General features: G+C 64.7%; 19 protein-coding genes. 10 read left to right on the top strand and 9 right to left on the bottom strand.

Annotated features, from left to right (window positions below; all coding sequences use genetic code 11):
• Window positions 1-208: 208 nt before the first annotated feature.
• Together rpsT and dnaA are read left to right on the top strand one after the other, a co-directional pair.
• Window positions 209-469 carry a 30S ribosomal protein S20 gene (gene rpsT / locus J0J06_RS08115; RefSeq protein ID WP_294040785.1) on the top strand — a complete coding sequence of 87 codons (261 nt, stop codon included), beginning with the start codon at window positions 209-211 and terminating at the stop codon, window positions 467-469.
• A gap of 457 nt (window positions 470-926) precedes the next feature.
• On the top strand, window positions 927-2,306 hold the full coding sequence (gene dnaA / locus J0J06_RS08110) for a chromosomal replication initiator protein DnaA (RefSeq protein WP_294040784.1): 1,380 nt from the start codon (window positions 927-929) through the stop codon (window positions 2,304-2,306).
• 91 nt (window positions 2,307-2,397) lie between these two features.
• Here dnaA and trpS read toward each other — a convergent pair whose 3' ends face one another.
• Genes trpS through secB form a run of 3 tightly spaced genes read right to left on the bottom strand, consistent with a single transcriptional unit; the run spans window position 2,398 to window position 5,520 of the window.
• Window positions 2,398-3,387 (bottom strand): tryptophan--tRNA ligase, encoded by a 990-nt coding sequence (gene trpS, locus J0J06_RS08105; protein ID WP_294040783.1) that lies wholly within the window; start codon window positions 3,385-3,387, stop codon window positions 2,398-2,400.
• Window positions 3,388-3,396: 9 nt separating this feature from the next.
• On the bottom strand, window positions 3,397-4,992 hold the full coding sequence (gene murJ / locus J0J06_RS08100) for a murein biosynthesis integral membrane protein MurJ (protein WP_294040782.1): 1,596 nt from the start codon (window positions 4,990-4,992) through the stop codon (window positions 3,397-3,399).
• A 27-nt stretch (window positions 4,993-5,019) separates the two neighbouring features.
• Window positions 5,020-5,520, bottom strand: coding sequence for a protein-export chaperone SecB (gene secB / locus J0J06_RS08095; protein WP_294040781.1), 501 nt, complete (start codon window positions 5,518-5,520; stop codon window positions 5,020-5,022).
• A gap of 178 nt (window positions 5,521-5,698) precedes the next feature.
• Here secB and J0J06_RS08090 point away from each other — a divergent pair, with 178 nt between their 5' ends.
• Window positions 5,699-6,349 (top strand): Tim44/TimA family putative adaptor protein, encoded by a 651-nt coding sequence (locus tag J0J06_RS08090; protein ID WP_294040780.1) that lies wholly within the window; start codon window positions 5,699-5,701, stop codon window positions 6,347-6,349.
• 119 nt (window positions 6,350-6,468) lie between these two features.
• Here J0J06_RS08090 and J0J06_RS08085 read toward each other — a convergent pair whose 3' ends face one another.
• Window positions 6,469-6,693 carry a hypothetical protein gene (locus tag J0J06_RS08085; RefSeq protein ID WP_294040779.1) on the bottom strand — a complete coding sequence of 75 codons (225 nt, stop codon included), beginning with the start codon at window positions 6,691-6,693 and terminating at the stop codon, window positions 6,469-6,471.
• A 13-nt stretch (window positions 6,694-6,706) separates the two neighbouring features.
• Here J0J06_RS08085 and J0J06_RS08080 point away from each other — a divergent pair, with 13 nt between their 5' ends.
• The 3 genes from J0J06_RS08080 (at window position 6,707) to J0J06_RS08070 (ending at window position 10,021) form a co-directional block, all read left to right on the top strand.
• Window positions 6,707-7,741: a murein transglycosylase A gene (locus J0J06_RS08080; protein WP_294040778.1), complete on the top strand. Its 1,035-nt coding sequence runs from the start codon at window positions 6,707-6,709 to the stop codon at window positions 7,739-7,741.
• On the top strand, window positions 7,716-8,273 hold the full coding sequence (locus J0J06_RS08075) for a Smr/MutS family protein (RefSeq protein ID WP_294040777.1): 558 nt from the start codon (window positions 7,716-7,718) through the stop codon (window positions 8,271-8,273). Before J0J06_RS08080 ends, J0J06_RS08075 begins: the two co-directional genes overlap by 26 nt.
• Window positions 8,274-8,338: 65 nt before the next feature.
• Window positions 8,339-10,021, top strand: coding sequence for an EAL domain-containing protein (locus tag J0J06_RS08070; protein ID WP_294040776.1), 1,683 nt, complete (start codon window positions 8,339-8,341; stop codon window positions 10,019-10,021).
• A gap of 3 nt (window positions 10,022-10,024) precedes the next feature.
• Here J0J06_RS08070 and acnA read toward each other — a convergent pair whose 3' ends face one another.
• Complete coding sequence (gene acnA / locus J0J06_RS08065) at window positions 10,025-12,715, bottom strand: aconitate hydratase AcnA (RefSeq protein ID WP_294040775.1); 2,691 nt, start codon at window positions 12,713-12,715, stop codon at window positions 10,025-10,027.
• Window positions 12,716-13,101: 386 nt separating this feature from the next.
• Between acnA and J0J06_RS08060 the strand changes: the two genes are divergently transcribed.
• Together J0J06_RS08060 and J0J06_RS08055 are read left to right on the top strand one after the other, a co-directional pair.
• The gene (locus J0J06_RS08060; protein ID WP_294040774.1) at window positions 13,102-13,518 is read left to right on the top strand and encodes a hypothetical protein; all 417 of its coding nucleotides are present in this window, start codon (window positions 13,102-13,104) and stop codon (window positions 13,516-13,518) included.
• A gap of 184 nt (window positions 13,519-13,702) precedes the next feature.
• Window positions 13,703-14,011: a PilZ domain-containing protein gene (locus tag J0J06_RS08055; protein ID WP_294040773.1), complete on the top strand. Its 309-nt coding sequence runs from the start codon at window positions 13,703-13,705 to the stop codon at window positions 14,009-14,011.
• Between the two features lie 47 nt (window positions 14,012-14,058).
• Here the strand turns inward: J0J06_RS08055 and J0J06_RS08050 are convergent, their stop codons facing one another.
• Both J0J06_RS08050 and J0J06_RS08045 read right to left on the bottom strand, forming a co-directional pair.
• On the bottom strand, window positions 14,059-15,072 hold the full coding sequence (locus J0J06_RS08050; protein WP_294040772.1) for an inorganic phosphate transporter: 1,014 nt from the start codon (window positions 15,070-15,072) through the stop codon (window positions 14,059-14,061).
• Window positions 15,073-15,087: 15 nt separating this feature from the next.
• Window positions 15,088-16,191, bottom strand: a complete 1,104-nt coding sequence (locus J0J06_RS08045) for a DUF47 family protein (protein ID WP_294040771.1) — start codon at window positions 16,189-16,191, stop codon at window positions 15,088-15,090.
• Window positions 16,192-16,311: 120 nt separating this feature from the next.
• On the opposite strand from J0J06_RS08045, the gene J0J06_RS08040 reads away from it, so the two are divergent.
• Window positions 16,312-17,343 carry a hypothetical protein gene (locus tag J0J06_RS08040; RefSeq protein ID WP_294040770.1) on the top strand — a complete coding sequence of 344 codons (1,032 nt, stop codon included), beginning with the start codon at window positions 16,312-16,314 and terminating at the stop codon, window positions 17,341-17,343.
• 4 nt (window positions 17,344-17,347) lie between these two features.
• Here the strand turns inward: J0J06_RS08040 and J0J06_RS08035 are convergent, their stop codons facing one another.
• Complete coding sequence (locus tag J0J06_RS08035) at window positions 17,348-17,728, bottom strand: DUF1801 domain-containing protein (RefSeq protein WP_294040769.1); 381 nt, start codon at window positions 17,726-17,728, stop codon at window positions 17,348-17,350.
• A gap of 130 nt (window positions 17,729-17,858) precedes the next feature.
• Here J0J06_RS08035 and J0J06_RS08030 point away from each other — a divergent pair, with 130 nt between their 5' ends.
• Window positions 17,859-18,647 (top strand): PEPxxWA-CTERM sorting domain-containing protein, encoded by a 789-nt coding sequence (locus tag J0J06_RS08030; protein ID WP_294040768.1) that lies wholly within the window; start codon window positions 17,859-17,861, stop codon window positions 18,645-18,647.
• A 61-nt stretch (window positions 18,648-18,708) separates the two neighbouring features.
• On the opposite strand, the gene J0J06_RS08025 is transcribed toward J0J06_RS08030, so the two are convergent.
• Window positions 18,709-20,205, bottom strand: a complete 1,497-nt coding sequence (locus J0J06_RS08025; RefSeq protein ID WP_294040767.1) for a DUF4403 family protein — start codon at window positions 20,203-20,205, stop codon at window positions 18,709-18,711.
• Window positions 20,206-20,279: the final 74 nt, after the last annotated feature.

The following is a 20,279-nucleotide window of genomic DNA, read 5'->3' as shown; positions in this document are numbered from 1 at the left end:
GCCCGCTCCCCCATCCGACCGCCCATAGAATATTCTGATTGGGCGGTCGGATGGGGGAGCGGGCCGGTGCCGCGCGGTTCGGCTTGCCGAACCACAAATAGCCAGTCCTAGGTTGACCGAATCCGGATCGCTCGCTAAGGGCCACCGCTTCCGGGCGCGGCTTTGGCTGTGCCCGTTCCATTTTTTGCGAAATTCAGAGGTCCATTCAATGGCGAACACGCCGCAAGCCAAGAAGCGTATCCGTCGCAACGAGCGCCGCGCCGAAATCAACGGCAACCGCGTCGGCCGCATCCGCACCTTCGTGAAGAAGGTCGAGGCGGCGCTGGCGTCGGGCGACAAGGAAGCGGCGACTGCGGCTCTGGCGGCCGTCCAGCCCGAACTGCAGCGCGGCGTCGCCAAGGGCGTACTTCACAAGAACACGGCGAGCCGCAAATTCTCGCGGCTGACCAAGCGACTCGCGTCGCTCTAAAAGCATCCGGTTTCGACCAAAACGCGGCCCGTCGGCGATCATATCGCCGGCGGGTTTTTCGCGTTTGGCGCACATCGATCGGTCGCCGAATCTGAGCCGAACATACCGCGCATTCGAAGCGAATCGCCGATCCGCCGAAATCCGCGCGATTCGGCAGGGTTAAGAAATGTTACGGTTTAAAAACAACAATATATCAATAGCATAAGATAGGAATGACGGTTTTCCGTCAGTTCGGCGAGTCAACTTCTTTATTTCACATTTTTGTCACGCTTACCCCCTTGATCGACTCACGCGGCTGTTCCTAAACCTTGCTTGTCACGCCGTTCGCGCCGTGGCCGACCTATAGCAGATGGAACGTCAGACGGACCGTGGTTCCGGCTGGGGGAATCGTCTGCCCTGGGATTGAGGGGCCGGACCTCGCGCGGGGGCGCGTGGTCCGCGACGGGAAAGGATCGTGGTGGCGGTTTCGGTAGCGAGGGATGGCGGCGTGCCGGGGGAAGTGCTCAATGCGTGGGCGCGCATCCGCAAGAACCTGCGCGAATCAGCGGGCGCGCGGCTGTTCGAGCAGTGGCTCAAGCCGATCGAACTCGGTGACAGCGATGACGCGACCGCCGTCCGCCTGACGCTGCCGTCGGCCTTCACCGCCAACTGGGTCCGCAATCATTACGCCGACCGTCTGCTTCAGGAATTCCGCCACGCGGTCCCGGCGATTCGCGCCGTGTCGATCGAGGTCCGCTCGGCGGCCGCGCCGGTTCGCGCCATCGTCGCCGAGGAAAAGCCCGAGCCGGCCAAGCCCGCCGCAGTGCCGGCGGACCGCCCCGCGCTCGATTCGCGGCTGACCTTCGACCGCTTCGTCGTCGATGCCTCGAATCGCGTCGCGTTCAACGCCGCGCGCGCGCTGGCCGAACCGGGCGTGCCCCGTTTCAGCCCGCTCTTCCTCCATTCGGCGACCGGTCTGGGCAAGACGCACCTGATGCACGCGATCGGCCATGCCTATCTCGCTGCCGTCCCCGACGCGCGCGTTATCCTGATGTCGGCCGAACGCTTCATGTTCGAGTTCGTCGCGGCGATCCGCGCCAACGACACGCATGGCTTCAAGAACCGGCTGCGCTCGGCCGACCTGCTGATGATCGACGACTTGCACTTCATCTCGGGCAAGAAGCCGACGCAGGACGAATTCTTTCACACGATCAACGAGTTGACTGCGGCGGGAAAGCGGCTGGTCATCACCGCCGATCGTCATCCGCACGGGCTGGACGATGTCGAGGCGCGGATCGTGTCGCGGCTGTCGATGGGCCTAGTCGCCGACATCAAGGCGCCGAACGCCGAACTGCGCCGCGCGCTGCTCGACCACCGGCTGGGCGAACTGGCCGATGTGAAGGTCCCGTCGGACGTACTCGACCTGCTCGCGCTCAAGATCACGGGGTCGCTGCGTGAAGTCGAGGGCGCGCTCAACCGCCTCGTCGCCTATGCGCAACTGACGGGCGAGGCGATCGATCTCGACTTCGCGCAAGCGACGCTCGGCGACGTGCTGCGCGGCGGGACCAAGCGCATCACGATCGACGAGATCCAACGCGCGGTGTCGGCGCATTACGATCTCAAGCCGGTGGACCTTGTCTCCGCGCGCCGCGCCGTCGTAGTCGCTCGCCCGCGCCAGATCGCGATGTATCTTGCCAAGCGCCTGACGACGCGCTCGCTGCCGGAAATCGGCCGCAAGTTCGGCGGACGCGATCACTCGACGGTCATCCACGCGGTGCGCCGGATCGAGGAACTGCGCGGGTCGGACCACGAGATTGACGGCGCGGTGAAGGCGCTGATTAGGCAGCTCGAAGGATAACATCCCTCGTCACCCCGCCCTCCGAGCCGGGGTCCCGTTTTGGCCAATCCATGAATAAGCGAGACCCCGGATCGAGTCGGTGTGAGGAGGATTAAACTTGCAATCCGATCGCCTGCTGCGCTGCGCGCAAGGTCGGCGCGGCGAGGGCGCGGGCTTTCTCCGCCCCCTTTTCCAGCGCCCCCGCCACAGCCGCGCGATCGTCCAGTAGTTTTGTCAGCCGCTCGCGGATCGGCGCGAGCTTGGCGACCGCGAGATCGGCCAGCGCCGGCTTGAACTGGCCGAAGCCCTGGCCGCCGAACTGCGCCACTACCTCGGCCGGCGTCACGTCCGCCAGTGCCGCGTAGATCGTCACCAGGTTCTTCGCCTCGGGCCGACCCTCCAGCCCATCGACATCACCCGGCAGCACGTCCGCATCCGACTTCGCCTTCTTGATCTTCGACACGATCGTATCGTCAGAATCGATCAGGTTGATCCGCGAGAGGTCGGAAGGGTCGGACTTTGACATCTTTGCCAATCCGTCGCGCAACGACATGATTCGCGGTGCGGCCTTCGAGATGAGCGGCTCAGGCAGGGGAAACAGGTCGATCCCGGCGTCGGCGTTGAACTTTTCAGCGATATCGCGGGTCAGCTCCAGATGCTGCTTCTGGTCCTCACCGACCGGAACGTGCGTCGCTTGATAGACGAGGATGTCGGCGGCCTGAAGCACGGGATAGGTGAAGAGGCCGACCGGTGCGCCGTCGCGGTTCTTGCCGGCCTTGTCCTTCCATTGCGTCATGCGGTTCAGCCAGCCCATGCGGGCGGTGCCCTGAAGTATCCAGCACAGCTCGCTATGTTCGGGCACGCGCGCCTGATTGAACAGGATCGAGCGGTCGTCGATCCCGGCGGCGAGCAAGGTTGCAGCCATCTCCAGCGTAGTCGCGGTGCGCTCTGTCGGCGTGATGTTGCCGGTCAGCGAGTGAAGATCGGCGAGGAAAAACAGACACTCGCCCTGATCCTGCATCGCCACCCATTGCTTGATCGCCCCCAGATAATTGCCGAGGTGCAGGTTGCCGGTGGTTTGAATGCCGGAGAGGATGCGCATGGGATTCCTTTAGAGCTGTTCCTGGCCGGTCGGCTTGCCGGCGCGGCGACGGCCGAGCAGCGTCTTCAAATCGCTGAGCCGATACGCGCCCGTGGCGAAGCACGCCAGCGCGTAGACCGCGCCGCCGCCCGACACAAACGCCATCAGCGCGAGGCCCCGCCGCACGATGCTGCCGGTCAGATAGGGGTTGAACAATGGGCCGAGGAACCACAGCGCTACGCCCATTGCGATCGCCGCCAGCAACAGCCGGGGGATGCGACGCCGCAACCGCGCGTCGGTCATGAAATGCCCGCGCTGGCGCAGTGTCCAGTAGAGCATCGCGACGTTGACGCTTGACGAGATCGCGGTGGCGAGCGGCGCACCCGCTTGATGCAAGGTCGGGATCAGGATGAGGTTGCCGACCAGATTGACAACCACTGAGACCAGCGCGAACCGAACCGGAGTCTTGGTGTCTTCGCGCGCGTAGAAACCCGGGGTCAGCACCTTGACCAGCACGTAGGAGGGCAAGCCGACCGAAAATGCCGCCAGTGCCCAACTGCATGCCACGGTATCGGCCGCCTTGAACGCGCCATGCTCGAACAGCCCGCGGATGATCGGCTGCGCTGCGACCATGAACGCGACGGTCGCGGGCAGAGTTAGGAACAGCGCTAGTTCGATCCCGCGATTCTGCGTATCCATCGCCTCGTCATATTTGCCCGTCGAAAGCAGGCGCGAGACGGTCGGTAACAGGATCGTACCCAGACCGATGCCGATCAGTCCCAGCGGCAACTGGTTCAGCCGGTCGGCGTAATAGATGTAGGAGATCGAGCCCTGGTCGAGCAGCCCGCCGGCCAGCGCGGTCGAGATCGCCAAGTTCACCTGCACAGCTCCGGCACCGAGCGCGGCGGGGAGGATCAGCTTGAGCAACCGCCGCATGTCGGGGGTAAAGCGCGGACGGCGCAGCTTCAGGCTGACCCCGGCCTGGCGGCACGCGACCATCAACCAGACGAGTTGCATCGCGCCGCCGACCGTCACCGAAATCGCCTGCACCCGCGCGGTCTGGTAGGCGTCGGCGCCGTGGAAGAACCACAGCCCGCCGACCATCGCGATGTTGAGCAGGATGGGTGCTGCCGCGTTGACCCAGAATTTGTTGAGCGAATTGAGGATGCCGCCGAGCAATGACGCCAGGCTGATCAGCATCAGGTACGGGATCGTCCAACGCGACAGTTCGACCGCAAAGGCGAATTGCTCGTGCGTCGGATGCTGCTTGGTGAAACCGCCCGACAGCGCCGCCGTCACCGGCCACGCCGCGATCAGCATCGCCGCGGTGAAAATCGCCAGCACCGGCAGCAGCACAGCAAGCGCTGCCTCGGCGAACGCGATCCCCGCGCTCAGCTCGCCTTCCTCGCCAACCTTGCGGTTGAACATCGGGATGAAAGCAGCCGAGAATGCTCCTTCGGCGAACAGCGCGCGGAACATGTTGGGCAAGCGGAACGCGACGAAGAACGCGTCCGACGCGAAACTCGCGCCCACATAGGTCGCCTGGAGCGTGTCGCGGACCAGCGCCAGCACGCGGCTGGCGAGCGTCAGCCCGCCAACCGATCCCAGCGCCTTAGTCAGGTTCATGTTACGGTCCCTTACGACCGAAGGGTGTCAGGCGTTGCCCGCGGCACCCTCGGCCTCGGCCGCTTCCTTCGCCTGCAACTGCTGCAGATAGAGCGAGCCGAAATCGATCGGGTCGAGCAGCAGCGGCGGGAAGCCACCATCGCGCACCGCGTCCGCCACGATGCGGCGGGCGAACGGGAACATCAGGCGCGGCGCTTCGCCGAGCATGAACGGCTGGAGCTGATCGTCCGGCACGTTGCGCACGCCGAACAGGCCGGCATAGGTCAGGTCGACGATGAACGCGGTCATCGCGTCCGACTTTGCCTTGACCTCGATCTTGACGGTCACTTCGTGCACTTCGTCGGCCACCTTATTGACCGCGATGCCGAACTCGACGTCGATATTGGGCTGGGTCGGCTGCTGGAAGATCGCCGGCGCGCTCGGGCTTTCGAACGACAGATCCTTCACATATTGCGAGATCATGCCGATCGCCGGCAGATTGTCGGCGCCGTTAGGAAGGTTCGCGTCGGCGTTAACTTGATCGTCCATTTGCCCTGTTACTTTCCTAGGTGAATTGGTGAATTCGTGTCAGCGTGATGCGCGAGAACGCAAAGTGCGCTGCGCCTAGCAGCCGCTTCGCAGCGTTTCAACGCCGGGTCGTTGGACCCAGTATTTGAATCGCGCGTTTCTTGTGCCTATGTTGGACTCTGGTCAAGGTGGAGTTCCGGTGCTCGTTTATATCGTCATACTCGCGATGGTTGCCGTCTTCTTGGGGCTGCGCCTCTATGCCGTGCTCGGGAAACGTACCGGGCATGAGCAGGTCCTGCGAAACCCGACCGACGATCGTCCGGCCCCGCCGCTGACGATCCCGCGCGTTGCCGACGCCGCCCCGGAGGCGCGTGACCAAGGGCCGCAAGCGATTGAATCGCGGGCACAATCGGGCCTTCGCGCGCTGATCGCGGCCGATCCGTCGTTCGACGTCGCCGGCTTCCTTGACGGAGCGAAGAACGCCTATCGCATGATCCTCGAAGCGTTCTGGAAGGGCGATACGGAAACGCTTGACTGGCTGACCGAGGACCACGTCCGCGACGCATTCGGTGACGCGATCAAGGCGCGCGGCGAGGCTGGGCATGTGCTGGAGAATCGCCTGGTGTCGATCGATCGCGCATTGATTACCGAAGCGACCGTGTCCGGCCGGAGCGTACGGATCACCGTGGCGTTCGACGCCGACATCGCAGCGGTGACGCGCGATGCCGAGGGTAAGCTAATCGCCGGATCGCTGACCGATGCGACGGTGACGCACGATGTCTGGACGTTCTCACGCACGCTAAAGAGCGGCGATCCGAACTGGAAGCTCGCGGACACCGACGAAGCGTAGGCGCTACGTTAGCGTCGCCCACGTCCGCTTCACCTGGCCTCGCGGAAACGACGACCCGGGCCGAGAGCTTTGGCCTCCCGTCACTCCCGAAACCTTGTGTCGGACTCCATGTCCGGTCATTAGCTGCCGGGCATGATGGGAGCGGATAGCGTGTCGAAATGGTCCATTGTTCTCGTTTCGGCGGCGTTGCTTTCGGCCTGTAGCGGCCGGATCGTGCCGCCCGGGTCGCCGAGCGCGTCCGTTCCGGCGCCGGTTCGTAGGCCGGTCGCCTCGACCCCGTTGCCGCCGATCACCAACAACAACGCCGTAGCGGGCGGCACCAATGCGGCAGGCGCTGGACTCATCGCCGGGCCGGCGGTGTCTTCACTCGGCCTCGACCGGGTGCGGGCAGCGAAGGCGCTCGCCGCATTCCGTCTGAGTTGCCGCGAACTGATGCGGCGCGCCGACCAGTCGGGCCTGACGCGCGGTGCCGACTGGCAGCCCGCCTGCACCGCGGCGCAGACTGCGAGCGACCCTCAGGCCTTCTTCGCCACCAACTTCGAAACGGTGCAGGTCGGCGACGGCAAGGCGTTCGCGACGGGCTATTATATTCCCGAAATCCTCGGCTCGCGCGAGCGGCGCAAGGGCTATGACGTGCCGATCTACGGCCGCCCGACCGACCTGATCGATGTCGATCTCGGCAAGTTCTCGGACTCACTGAAGGGAAAGTCGATCCGCGGGCGCGTCGATGGCAGGAATTTCGTTCCCTATTACGACCGCGCGCAGATCGAGAGTGGCGCGATGACCAATGCGCCGATCATCGGCTGGGCTGCCGATCCGGTCGCGCTGTTCTTCCTGCAGGTGCAAGGTTCTGGCGACGTCCGCCAACCCGACGGATCGACCTTCCGTATCGGATATGACAGCCAGAACGGGCGCGATTACACGGGTATCGGCAAGTTGATGAAGGATCGCGGTCTGCTCCAGCCGGGCCGCGCGTCGATGCAGGACATCGTTGCCTGGCTGCGCGCCAATCCTGTGCAGGGCCGCGACATCATGCGCGAGAACAGATCCTACGTGTTCTTTCGCGTGCTCGACGGCCCCGCGCTGGGCGCGCTGGGCTTGCCCGTCACCGGCGGCATCACCGTCGCCGCCGACGCCAAGTTCATCCCCCTCGGCGCGCCAGTCTTCCTGTCGATGGACCGGATCGACGCGACCGGGCTGTGGATCGCCCAGGATACCGGCGGGGCGATCAAGGGCAGCAACCGAATCGATACCTTCTGGGGCAGCGGGCGGGAGGCGGAAGCGATTGCGGGCGGCATGTCCGCTCGCGGCACGGCTTTTATCCTAGTGCCGCGCGGTACGCTGGCACGGTTGCAGGGAGGGGCGAGTGGCGGGACGACGCCTCAGCCCTGACGAAGCGGCGCTGTGGGCGCGCGTGATGGCAACCGTGACGCCGTTGCCCGGGCAGGCGGTCAAGCCGATCGACATCGACCCGGGCGTCAAATCCCGCGGCAAATTGACGCCGCCCGCAAGGAAGGCACCTACGGTCCAACCTCCGCCAGCGAATAGCAAGTCGCGCGCGCCCGGCGTTACCCTGGACGCCTCCTGGGACCGCCGCCTTGCGCGCGGCTCGATTGAGCCGGACGCGACCGTCGATCTACACGGCCACACGCTGAATTCCGCACATGCGATTCTAGATCAGGCGTTGGAGCGCTCGCGCATGCGCGGGGACCGCGTGATCCTGCTCATAACGGGGAAGCCGCCGCGGCGTGACAGCGAGCGGCCCCACGGGCGCGGCGCGATTCGCGCGGCGGTGGGTGACTGGCTCCACGCTTCGCGTCATGCCGACGCGATCGCCGCGGTGCGCGGGGCGAGTCCTCTGCATGGCGGCGTCGGTGCGCTCTATATCGTGCTGAGACGTCCCCGCGCTTCACCGAAATTTTAACCCTTTCAGGCCTAAATCCCCGCAATTGGGCGTGTTTCGCGCGTAGCGGGGAAATTAGAAGCGTAATGGAATCAGCATCGCTGAAAGGCCGGGCGATCACCTTCGCTTTGTGCGCCGGCGCGGTGGTGTTCATCCTCGCCGTGCTCGCGACATCGCAGGGGTCGCTCAGCCTCGACAACATGACTCGCGCGCTGGCCCCGGCGATCGTGTGCGCCGTGTTTTCCTGGGCGGCCGCGGAGCGGGCGATCGGCACCACGGCAGGTGCGCTCGACTCGGCGATCGAACGCATCGCGGAAGCGGCGAGGGGAGATCTGGAAAGCCCCGTGCCGCCCGAAGTGGGCGTCGTCGTGCCGCATCTGGCGCAGGCCATGGACGGACTGTTCCAGCAAGTCGCCGCCAATCTCGACAGCGTACACCGACTCGCGATGTACGACCCAGTCACCAACCTGCCCAACCGCACGCATTTCCGGCGAGTCGCGGAACGTCAATTGTCCGAAATGCCGAGGGGCGATGTCGCGGCGCTGCTGTTCATCGACCTCGATCGGTTCAAGGCGGTCAACGACACGATGGGTCACGCGACGGGCGACGTGCTGCTCGGCATGGTCGCCAACCGGTTGCGCGCAGTCGCCGACAGCGTGACGGCGGGCGGCGGGATCGGCAAGCCGTTGATCGGGCGGCTGGCGGGCGACGAATTCACCATGCTGTTTCCCAAGCTCGACGACGCGAACCAGGCGGCGCGGATCGCGCGCGGCGTGCTTTATGCCTTGACTGAAGCGTTCGATCTGGCCGGCGCCGATGTCGAAATCGGCGCGTCGATCGGCATCGCGCTACGCCCGGCTCACGGCACAACGCTTCACGACTTGATGTGCGCCGCCGACGCGGCAATGTACCACGCCAAAGCGGGCGGCCGTGGCCGCGCCGAACATTTCTCCGACGAACTTGCGGCTCAGCTCACCGACCGGGCGCAACTCGAGATCGATCTGCGCAATGCGATCGACCGCGGCCAGTTTACTTTGGTCTATCAGCCGCAAATGGCGCTCACGGACGGCCGGATCGTCGCGGCGGAAGCGCTGTTGCGCTGGCACCACCCGTCTGAGGGGATCAAGCTGCCCGCCAGCTTCCTGCAGCGTGCGGAAGAGACCGGGCTGATCGTCGAGATCGGCGAATGGGTGAGCGCGGAGGTCGCGCGGACGATCCGTCGCTGGGCCGATGCCGGTATCGAGCAAAGGCTGGCGATCAACATCAGCCAGCGCCAGCTTGACCATGCAATGTTCTTCCGCCGCCTGCGCGACGCGATGCACGCGGCGGGGGCACCCGCGCGGCTGCTCGAACTGGAGATCACCGAAACGCTGGCGATGCACTGCAGCAACGACGTGATCGAAGCGATCGCGGCTTTGCGCGCCGACGGGGCGACGATCACGATCGACGATTACGGCACCGGCAATTCGAGCGTCGCGCGCCTTCGCACTTTGCCGATCGACCGGATCAAGCTCGACGCCAGCCTGATCGAACACATCGCTTCCCGGGCCGAGGCGCGTCAGATCGCGCAGTCGATGATCGGGCTGATCCACGGCCTGGGCTGCGAGGCCGTTGCCGAGGGCATCGAAACGGTCGACCAGGCCCAGATCCTACGGATCATCGGCTGTGATGTCGTTCAGGGCTTTGCGTTGGCCGCACCGATGGCCGAGGATACGCTGATCGCCTGGTCGCGCAGCGGCGACCAGGACGACGAGGCGATGGCAGGCTGATCGCTACGCCGCGAGTTTCCTGAGCACGTAGTGCAGAATGCCGCCGTTCAGGAAATATTCCAGCTCGTTGACCGTATCGATCCGGCAACGCGTCAGGAAGGTCTCCTTCGATCCATCGGCGCGGGTCAGCTCGACCTCGACATCCTGACGCGGGCGCAGGCCCGCGACATTCTTGATCGTGAAGGTCTCGTCACCGGTCAGGCCGAGCGTCTGGCGGGTGACGCCATCGGCGAACTGCAGCGGCAACACGCCCATGCCGACCAGGTTCGAGCGGTGGATGCGCTCGAAGCTCTCGACGATCACCGCGCGCACGCCGAGCAGATTGGTGCCCTTCGCCGCCCAGTCGCGTGACGAGCCGGTGCCGTATTCCTTGCCCGCGACGATGACCATCGGCACGCCCTCGGCCTTGAACTTCATCGCGACGTCGTAGATCGGCATGACCTGGCCGTCGTAACGCGACATGCCGCCCTCGACGCCCGGCACCATTTCGTTCTTGATGCGGATGTTGGCGAAGGTGCCGCGGACCATCACCTCGTCGTTGCCGCGCCGGGCACCGTAAGAGTTGAAGTCGGCGCGGCTGACCTGATGCTCCTGCAGGAAGGTGCCGGCTGGCGAGTCCGCCTTGATCGAGCCCGCCGGGCTGATGTGGTCGGTGGTGATCGAGTCACCCAGGATCGCCAGCGGCCGCGCTTCGATAATGTCACCGACCGGCGCCGGGGTCATCGTCATGCCCTCGAAATAAGGCGGGTTGTGGATGTAGGTCGATCCCGCGCGCCAGGTGTAGGTGTCTGAGCCCTCGATCTGGATCTCGCGCCACTTGGCGTCGCCCTGATAGACCGCGCCATAGCGGCTTTCGAACATGTCGCGGTCGATGTTTGCGGCCATCGTGTCGGCGACTTCCTGGTTGGTCGGCCAGATGTCCTTGAGGAACACGTCGGCGCCGTCCGAACCCTGGCCGATCGGGGTTTCGACCATGTCTTCGGTCACCGTGCCCTTGAGCGCATAGGCGACGACCAGCGGCGGCGAGGCGAGGAAGTTGGCGCGCACGTCGGGCGACACGCGGCCTTCGAAGTTGCGGTTGCCCGACAGGACCGAGGCGGCGACGAGATCATTCTCGTTGATCGCACTCGACAGTTCGGGCGCCAGCGGGCCCGAGTTACCGATGCAGGTCGTGCAGCCATAGCCGACCAGGTTGAACCCAATTGCGTCGAGGTCCGCCGTCAGGCCGGCCTTGGTCAAATAATCGGTCACGACCTGCGATCCGGGAGCCAGCGAGGTCTTGACCCATGGCTTGGGCTTTAAGCCCTTGGCGTTCGCCTTTCGGGCGACAAGGCCCGCCGCGACCAGCACGCTGGGGTTGGAGGTGTTGGTGCAGCTGGTAATGGCCGCGATCACGACGTCCCCGTCGCCGATGTCGTGGCTTCGGCCATCGACCGCAACGCGGTTCGGGCGGTCCTTCTGGTAGAGCTTTGAGAGGTCGCCGTTGAACACTTCATCGACCTTGCCAAGCGACACGCGGTCCTGCGGGCGCTTCGGTCCGGCTAGCGAGGCGACGACTTCGCCCATGTCGAGTTCGAGCGTGTCGGTGAAGATCGGGTCCGGCGCATCCGCCGCGCGCCAGAAGCCTTGCGCCTTGGCGTAAGCCTCGGTCAGCGCGATCGTCGCTTCGGGGCGACCCGTCAGGCGCATGTAATCAAGCGTCGCGTTGTCGATCGGGAAGAAGCCGCACGTCGCGCCATATTCGGGCGCCATGTTGGCGATCGTCGCGCGGTCCGCCAGCGTCATGCTGTCGAGGCCTGGTCCGTAGAACTCGACGAACCGCCCGACCACGCCCTTCTGCCGCAGCATCTGCGTCACGGTCAGCACCAGGTCGGTCGCGGTGATGCCTTCCTTCAGCGCGCCGATCAGCTTGAACCCGACCACTTCGGGGATGAGCATCGACACTGGCTGGCCGAGCATTGCCGCCTCCGCCTCGATCCCGCCGACGCCCCAGCCGAGCACGCCCAGGCCGTTGACCATGGTCGTATGGCTGTCGGTGCCCACCAGCGTGTCGGGGTAGGCGATCGTCGCGCCGCTCTTGGCATTGTCGCCGCTCTCGACCGACGACCATACCGCCTGGCCGATATATTCAAGGTTCACCTGATGGCAGATGCCCGTGCCCGGCGGCACCACCGAGAAATTGTCGAGCGCCTTCGACCCCCATTTCAGGAACTCGTAGCGCTCGAAATTGCGCGCATATTCGAGCTCGACATTGTCCTCGAACGCCTTGGGCGTGCCGAATTCATCGACCATCACCGAGTGATCGATGACGAGGTGGACGGGCACCAGCGGATTGATCTTCGCCGCGTCGCCGCCGAGCTTCGTGATGGCATCGCGCATCGCCGCCAGGTCGACGACGCAGGGCACGCCGGTGAAATCCTGCATTAGCACGCGCGCCGGGCGATACTGGATCTCGCGGTCGGGCGCGTTGGGGTTCGCCTGCCAGTCGATCACCGCCTGGACGTCGTCGGTCGTGACGGTCACGCCGTCCTCGAACCGGAGCAGGTTTTCGAGCAGCACCTTCATCGAAAAAGGCAGGCGGGAAATGTCGCCGAGCTTGGCGGCCGCCTTGGCCAGGCTGAAATAATCGTAGGATTTGCCCCCGGCGGTGAGCGTGTCGCGGGTGCCGAGCGAGTCCTGGCCAATGGCGGTCATGCGGGTCCTTTCCCCTGAGATGCGGCCAATCGCGAGCGCGGCGGGGAGGCGGGGGCTGAGGCGCATGGCCGGCCCCTCGCGCGGGCGCGCCCGGACGGGCGAATGCGAGAGTCGAGGGGGCCGATAGCAGGGGGGTGGAGGGAGGGGAAGGGTTGGGGAGGCGAGTATCGGGAGCAAAACAGCGAAGTTCGGTAACCGGACCACTATTATCCAGTCTTCACTTGCTTGGGGGAGCCATAGCGGATTCCCTGATCGGGGAGGCCGCAAGCGCACGGCCCGCGCAGCCGCCTTGACTCGTCGCTCGGTGATCGGAAAAGCGGCGTTAAGCATACGACGAGCGCGCGGTGTGCTTGGCTTCGGTGAGGGGGAATATGCGGAAACCGGTCATGCTCTTTGCCGCTGCCGTTATGAGTGCGGTCATTCTCGTCGCGTCGCCGCCGCTCCGGGCGCAACAGACCGAGCCCGCGATCCGGCAGGGCGGCTCCGGCGCCTCCGCCTCGGCGCCGGTCGCGCCGCCCAAGTCCGACGACAGCGCGGGGGCCGCTGCGGCGAACGCCGATGCGGCCGCCGCCGCCGACGCCCAGACTCGCAAGATCATCGGCGACAAGGAGGCGTACAAGGCGAGCGTCGATAAATCGATTTCCGACTACGATGCCAAGATGGAGGCCTATCGCCGCCAAGTGCGCGACAATGAGGCGAGGAACGCCGAAATCCGACGCCGCAACGAAGAACGCATGGCGCTTTACAAGGCGTGCGTCGCGGGTGACAAAGTGGCTTGCCAACGATATAATTCGAGGCAGTGATCGGCGCGGGCAACGCTAGGGGGAACTGCGCGCCGCCGGCAATTGTTGAGTAATTTGTATGATCGCGTTTTCTCCCCGGATCGGCGTGGCCCGGTTCGCGGAGCCGGCGCGATGGTAACTCTGCCCGGACTGGTATCGATGCTGCCGTACGGCAGAGTTAGCGACAACCGAGGGACCGTTTCGGGTGACTGAGCCTGACGACGCCGGGGGGGACAATCGAAGTCGCCGCCGCGCGCCCTTCCGCACGGCGGCAATGCTGCGCGACCGACGGTCGAACAAGTTTCACGTACACCTGGTCAACCTGTCGACCACCGGTTTCCAGGCGGAAGCGCATCCTTCGCTCGATCCGGGCGCGATCGTGTGGTTGACGATACCGGGATTGCAGGGGCTGGAGGCGACCGTCATGTGGCGCAATCGCGACGTGGTCGGCTGCAAGTTCAACCATCCGCTACACCCGGCGGTGTTTGATCACCTGGTCGCGAAATTGTCTTGAGGCATTCGGGCGTCGCGGAAAAGGAGCGCTGCGATGCCGTTCGCCGGCTAGAAGATGCGCGTGAGCAGGTAGAACATCGCGCCCACGGCGGCGCTGGCGGGGATGGTGATAATCCACGCGATCACGACGTTCTGCGCCACGCCCCAGCGCACCGCCGACGCACGCCGCGCGACGCCGGCTCCGATCACGCTGCCGGTTATGGTATGAGTGGTCGATACCGGGATGCCGAGCAGGCTCGCGCCGAAGATGGTGATCGACCCGCCGAGCGACGCGCTGAACCCCTGATGCTGCGACAGCTTGGTGATGCGGCTGCCCATCGTCTCGATGATCTTCCACCCACCCGACAGCGTACCGAGCCCCATTGCGAGGTAGCAGCTGATCGCGACCCAGTGCGGAATCTCGAACTTGCCCGCCAGGTGGCCGGTCGAAAACAACAGAACGGTGATGATGCCCATCGTCTTCTGCGCGTCGTTGAGGCCGTGACTTAGCGAAAAGGCGGCGGAGGACAGCAAGTGCAGGAAACGGAAACTTCGTTCGGATGTCTTGGTGGTGGCGCTCCTGAACAGCCAGCTGCTCACCAGCATGACGAACATCGACACCGCCATGCCGATCAGCGGCGACAGGACGATGAACAGCAATGTCTTGTTGAGCCCGCCCCACTGAATCGCGCCGAAGCCGGCATGTGCCACGCCCGCGCCGATCACTCCGCCGACCAAAGCATGGCTGGAGGATGACGGAATGCCCTTCAGCCAAGTGATGACGTTCCAGAACATCGCCCCGCCAAGCGCGCCGAACACAACACCGGGTGTCACCAAGTTCTTATCGATCAATCCCTTACCCATCGTTTCTGCAACCTTGTGCAAGGCGGGGAAGGCGAGCGTCAGGAAATAGGCCGCGAAGTTGAATACGCCGGCGAACAGGACCGCGTGAACGGGCTTGAGCAGCCGAGTCGATACGACCGTGGCGATCGAGTTCGCCGCGTCGTGCAGGCCGTTCAGGAAATCGAACGCCAGCGCGACCAAGATCAGGCCGATCAGCAGGGGGAGGGCGAGTTCGTGCATGTGGTGAGCGATCGATCAGGCGTGATCGATTACGATGTCGTCGATCTCGTTGGCGACATCCTCGAACGCGTCGACGATCCGCTCGAGATGCTTGAATATCTCGCGCGCGACGGAGAAACGCATCGGATCCTTGGGGCCATATTGCGTGAAGGCGCGCTTCAACCCCGCGCGGTGGATTTCGTCCGCATGGCTTTCCATCCGCACCAGCCGCTCGGTCAATTCGTGAAGCCGGGCGCCGTTGCGGCCGACATCGCGCAGCAGCGGCATCGCTTCCGCCGTCAGTCGTGCGGCATCGACGATGATCGCCGCCATGTCCTTCATTTCCTGATCGAAATCCCTGACCTCATAAAGGTCCATCGCGAGCACAGCGGCCTGCATTTCGTCGATCGTGTCGTCCATCGATCCGATCAGCGCGGTAATCGCGCTGCGATCGAACGGCGTCAGGAAGGTTTCGCGGACGGTCTTCAGCACCTCGCGCGTGATGTTGTCGGCATCGTGTTCGCGTTCGATCACTTCGCGGACATGGTCGTTCACCGTGCCGCCCTCTCCGGCGACGAGCCGCGCCATCGCGTCCGCGGCGCTGACGATTGTGACCGCATGCGCCTCGAACATCTCGAAGAAATTGCCCTGCTTGGGCAAGAGGCGCTGAAACCAGGCGAACATAGGACTGATCCTCGATTGGGTGGCGGCGATCACGCCGAGCCGCTTGGTCGCGGCTTTGAATTCGGTCGGGCCGAACGACCGGATGAGATCGGCGAGATCCGGCTCCTCGACCATCTCGGCGGCTTCCGACAGCGAGACCCAGCGGCGCTCGCGCTCCGCCTGTTCCTTCCAATTATCCAACTCTCGATTGACCGAGAGCGGAAAGACATCGACGTCGACCATCAACGAAGCGCCGTTGCGCTGGCGCTTGCGGTAGCGGTACGAGCCTAGCGGCGTCGGACACACCAGGCCGCGCACGCCCGCTTCCTCGTCGGCCTCCAGGGCGGCGGCGGCGTGAATCGCCATGCCGGGCGTGGGGTTGCCTTTGGGGATCACCCATCGCTTGTTCTCGCGACTGGTGATCAACAGCACCCGGACGGGCGCGTCGATCGACGGCCCGTCGACCCGATACGGCAAGGCGGCGATCTGACGAATGAAACGGCTCCCCGGGACGCGCTCCGAAAATCCCCCGATAGCGGGCGGCGCGGCATCCGAGCCTCTATTGCTTGATTGTGACACTCCTGTGAAACTAGCGGTATGCCGCGGGGTTTCGCAATGCTGGTGCTTGGGGCGTCCACGCTGTTCGCGGCGTCGGCGCATGCACAGACGGCGCCTCCAGATTGCCGCCGGGTCGGTGACGTGCCCTCCATCCGTATTGCCCCGGATGCTGCAGTCCGCCTCGCCGAAATCGGACTCGATCGCGTCGGCGTTTTTGCGCGAATGGCGGAGACGTCGATACCGGAGACGATGGGTTGCTGGGCGATGCCGACGGGCAATTTCGACAGCCAGCTAATCTCGGTCGGGATGGCGCAGTGGAATTTGGGGACGGGCAGCCTGCAACCGGTGCTGACCGCTTGGCGCAAGCAGTTCCGGCATAAACGCGATTTCAGGCGCATGCGTGACGCCGTGGCGCCAACCTATGGCAAGCTGCTGTTTTCGAAGGATTGCCGGGCAGTGCCGGTGGCCGATAAGTGTCGTGCGGCGATCCTGGCGGCGGAGGATGACAAGGGGCGGCTTAACCCCGTGCTCGCCGCGGAACTGACCGCTCTGTTCGAAAACGATGCGATGCTTCAGGTGCAGACGGACGCTTATGTCGCGTTGCTCGATCAAGTGCGGCTAGACCTGCTGCGTGTCTTTCCGAACGGGCCGATGACGCCGCGCAAGGTGCGCTGGGCGATCGATACGCGGGTGCAGCAGGGGTTCCTGCCGGGGGATGAGGACATTGCGCGGCTCCGCGCCAAGCTGGCGGCGATGTCCGAGGCCGATCGCTGGCCGCGGTTGCGCGCGATCATCGACTGGTACGGCGCGATCGCGCGGACGATCGATCAGGACGGCGTGTCGCGCGATGCGCCCTGGAACGTTGCGGCATGGAACTGCCTGATCGACGCCGGACGGGTCGATCCCGAGCAATACGAACTGATGAGCCTGACCTTCCTCAGAAGCCGTACGGCGATCGGCAATTCGGGGCGCTGGCAGGCTTTGGCGTTCGAGCGGCGCGCCAAGATCGTGCTCGGCGTCGGCAGCGTCAGCGGTGTGCGCGACGGGGAATGCGGGCCGTTCGGCGGCTGATCGGCTACTTCCTCGATCCCGCCCTGTTGAGATCAACGGCTGCCTTGATCAACTCCTCCAACGCGGCTTCGTCGATCTCGTCACCTTCGCGGAAATCGATCGCGCGGCGGACATTCCCGTCCAGGCTGGCATTGAACAATTTGCTTGGATCATTGAGCGACGCGCCCTTCGCGAACGTCATCTTGACCACCGCCTTGTAGGTTTCGCCGGTACAGATCATGCCGTCGCAATACCAGGTCGGTACCCCACGCCATTTCCATTCTTCCACCACCCCAGGCACAGCCTGCTTGATGATCGCGCGCAGTCGGGCGAGCATCGCGCCGCGCCAGTCGCCGAGATCGGCGATGCGTTGGTCGATCAGGTCTGACGGCGTCCTGTCGGTCAAATCTCCACTCCTAGCGACGTTTTTGTCCTGCATCGGGAATCGGGCTTCGGACACATCCTTAACGTTTGTTAATGAAGCCTTGGGTCGGTAGCCTATGGTCCTCTAGCACTTAGGGAATCAGGGGAACATCATGCAATTCAAGTTCGCGGCCAAGGCTGCATTGGCTGCTATTTCAATTGCCGCTTGCGTCAACAGCGCATCGGCCCAGTCGACCTATGTCGCCGGCGGCAGCGCCACGACCGAGGGGGTGGGGTCCACCTCGATCCCGTTGGGCAATGGCAGCGCCACCAACGTCACCTCGCAATTTCTGTTCAGCACGGCGCAACTCGGCGACCTGCCGATCGGAAGCGTCATCACTGCGATCGGTTTCCGGATCAACGTCAACAGCCTGGCCCCGGTCTCTGCCCTGAACTATTCCAACTACCAGATCAGCCTGGGCGGTTCGACGCAGGCGGTCGGCAACTTGACCACCAATTTCGCCGCCAATCAGGCTGCTGGCACCGCCGTCGTTCGCACTGGCGCTCTGACGATTCCGGTCGGTTCGCTGGTCTCACAGCCATTCCAGGCTAGCCCGACGCCGACGCCTAACCCGTTCTACACGATCAATTTCACGACGCCGTTCACCTACACCGGCGGAAACCTGTTGCTGACGCTGAGCTACGTTACGTCGAATACGGTCACCACGACGCTCGACGGCACGCCGTATAGCGCTGGCGGGGTAGACAGCGCGTCCAACATCAACCCGTTGGGGACGTACACGCAGCTCTACAGCGTGCCCGTGGTGCAGTTCACCACGCAGGCGGCGACGGCTGGCGTACCTGAGCCGGCGACCTGGGCGATGATGATGCTCGGCTTTGGCGGCATGGGCTACGCCATGCGCCGCCGCGCCACGGTCGGCGCGCGCGTCCGGTTCGCCTGACGCATCCGAATTCCGAAAAAGGAGGGCCGCCGGTCGAGGGACTGGCGGCCCTTTTTCGTGGCTATCGTCCCGGCCGATAAGCGATCGATGCGGTGCCATAGGCCTGGACCGGCAGGAACAGCCCCTGGCCGGTTACCGTGATCTTGCCGTGGGTGACCTTGGTGATCGCGGCTGACATCAAGATGTCGCCTTCGCGCCGACTGGCGATCGCGGTGCGGGCGGCGGTCAGAACCTTGGCGTAGTCCTTCGCGAAATCCTCGGTCAGCGCGGTGCGGATGGCCTCGAGCGTCACGGGATCGTTGAACAGAGCGATCAGCAGGTTGATCGCCTTGCTGTTGGTGCGCGTCGCGATCTTGAGATCCTCGATGCCGATGCGTTCCGAATTGGGTGCGTTGACCGGCAACCCTGACAGCCACACTTCGCCGTGCGTCTCGCCGATCAGGCCGCTATGCAGCGTCGCCTTGACGCGAATACCGACCGCCAACCGCCCACCCTCGGTCGCGTAGATCGTGACCTTGCCAAACTGGGCATCGACAGCGCCGAGCTTGGGGAGGGTGATGCCCTTCGCCGCGCGCTTCTCCAAGGCGCGCAGCACCACGGGTTCGAGCTGGTCGAACTGTGCGAGGACTGGAATGTTGAATGCCAGGCCTTGCTGCCCGAGGCTCGAGGCCAGCGGCGGGAGCGCGGTAGGCTTGGGATCGTTCGGTCGATCGCCGACAAAGGTTTCGGTTAAGGTCTTTGCCTGCACGTCGAGCAGCAAGTCGCCGCCCCGCACCCGATAGCCGCCGAACCCCAATGCCTGCGGCGTGGTGCGCATCCACACCGGTGGCTTTTCGCGGTTGAGCTGAAGCACGGTGAACCCTTGCCGCCACGCCATCGCCAATTTGTCCCGCACATGCAGTTTGGCGAGTTGTGCGGGCAAGCTGCGCTCCAGACCGGCGATCACGCCCTTCAGTTTGGCGTCGGCCTTGTCGACGAACACCACGCGCTTGCCGAGAATGTCGATGCCGGGCGGGTTGGTCCAGTCGTAAGCGATGCGCACCGTCGCGGTGGGGGTCCAGTCGCGGGTCAGCGACAGCTTGACGGTGGCGCGGACGTTCGCCGCGCCGGTTGCGGTCTCCCGCTTGATCAGGTGGCCGATGTCCTGCGCGCTGACCGTTGCACGCACGGGCAGGGTGAGGGTTAGCACGGACCCGTTGCCCGACAAGGCGATCGGCCCGCGCACCGCCTGGCCGACGATCCGGCACGACAGGTTGGGCGTGACCTTAAGCTTCTTGATGCCGATGCGGCACGACCCGTCCTCGCGCTTGATAGCGCAGGCGGTAATGCGCTGCGCGGGCACGCACGCCTCCTCGCGCTTGTCGATCGCCCAGAGGGTCTGCGGCGTCGCGCGGTTGATCTCCGCCGCCAGGTCGGCGAGCTTGGCCGACACTGGCACCACGATGGTCGATGACTGTCGCGGCATATCGGGAGCGGTATCGACTCGCCTAGGAATGTCGCCCGTGTCGCGGCTGCACGCCGCGAGCAGCAACGCCAGCCCCAGCATCCATCGCGTCATCACCGGCCCCTCATTTCGTGCGCTACAGTCTTGCGGAACCGCGCCGACAAGTCGAGGGTTGCATCCGAAACGAC

Source organism: Sphingomonas sp., assembly GCF_017304615.1.
Lineage (GTDB): Bacteria > Pseudomonadota > Alphaproteobacteria > Sphingomonadales > Sphingomonadaceae > Sphingomonas.
Note: the sequence above shows the minus strand (reverse complement) of the source record. Positions and strands in the feature narration are given on the sequence as shown.